We start from the raw sequence: 305 nt of genomic DNA, 5'->3' as shown, positions 1-305 counted from the left end.
GATTTGTATCCCAAACTGTGACAAAATTACACCAGGTATGATGATGGCTGCACTACGTATTAATATTCCGACTGTGTTTGTTTCAGGCGGCCCGATGGCGGCTGGAAAAACGTCAAAAGGAGAAGTTGTTGATTTAAGCTCTGTTTTTGAAGGGGTAGGAGCTTATCAATCTGGGAAAATTTCAGAAGAAGAATTAAAAGATATTGAAGATCATGGCTGTCCATCTTGTGGCTCTTGTTCGGGTATGTTTACCGCGAACTCTATGAATTGTTTATGTGAAGTATTAGGTTTAGCTCTTCCTGGTA

The 305-nt window shown here is 40.3% G+C and carries 1 protein-coding gene; it reads left to right on the top strand.

Features of this window, described 5'->3' with window-relative positions; translation table 11 throughout:
• A partial coding sequence (locus MR107_RS30655) for a dihydroxy-acid dehydratase domain-containing protein (RefSeq protein ID WP_242293202.1) occupies positions 1-305 on the top strand: 305 nt, incomplete at both ends.

Source organism: Bacillus cereus group sp. BfR-BA-01441 (assembly GCF_022663075.1).
Taxonomy (GTDB): Bacteria; Bacillota; Bacilli; order Bacillales; family Bacillaceae_G; genus Bacillus_A; species Bacillus_A cereus.
The sequence above is the reverse complement of the archived record's forward strand: the minus strand, read 5'-3'. Positions and strand labels throughout refer to the sequence as shown.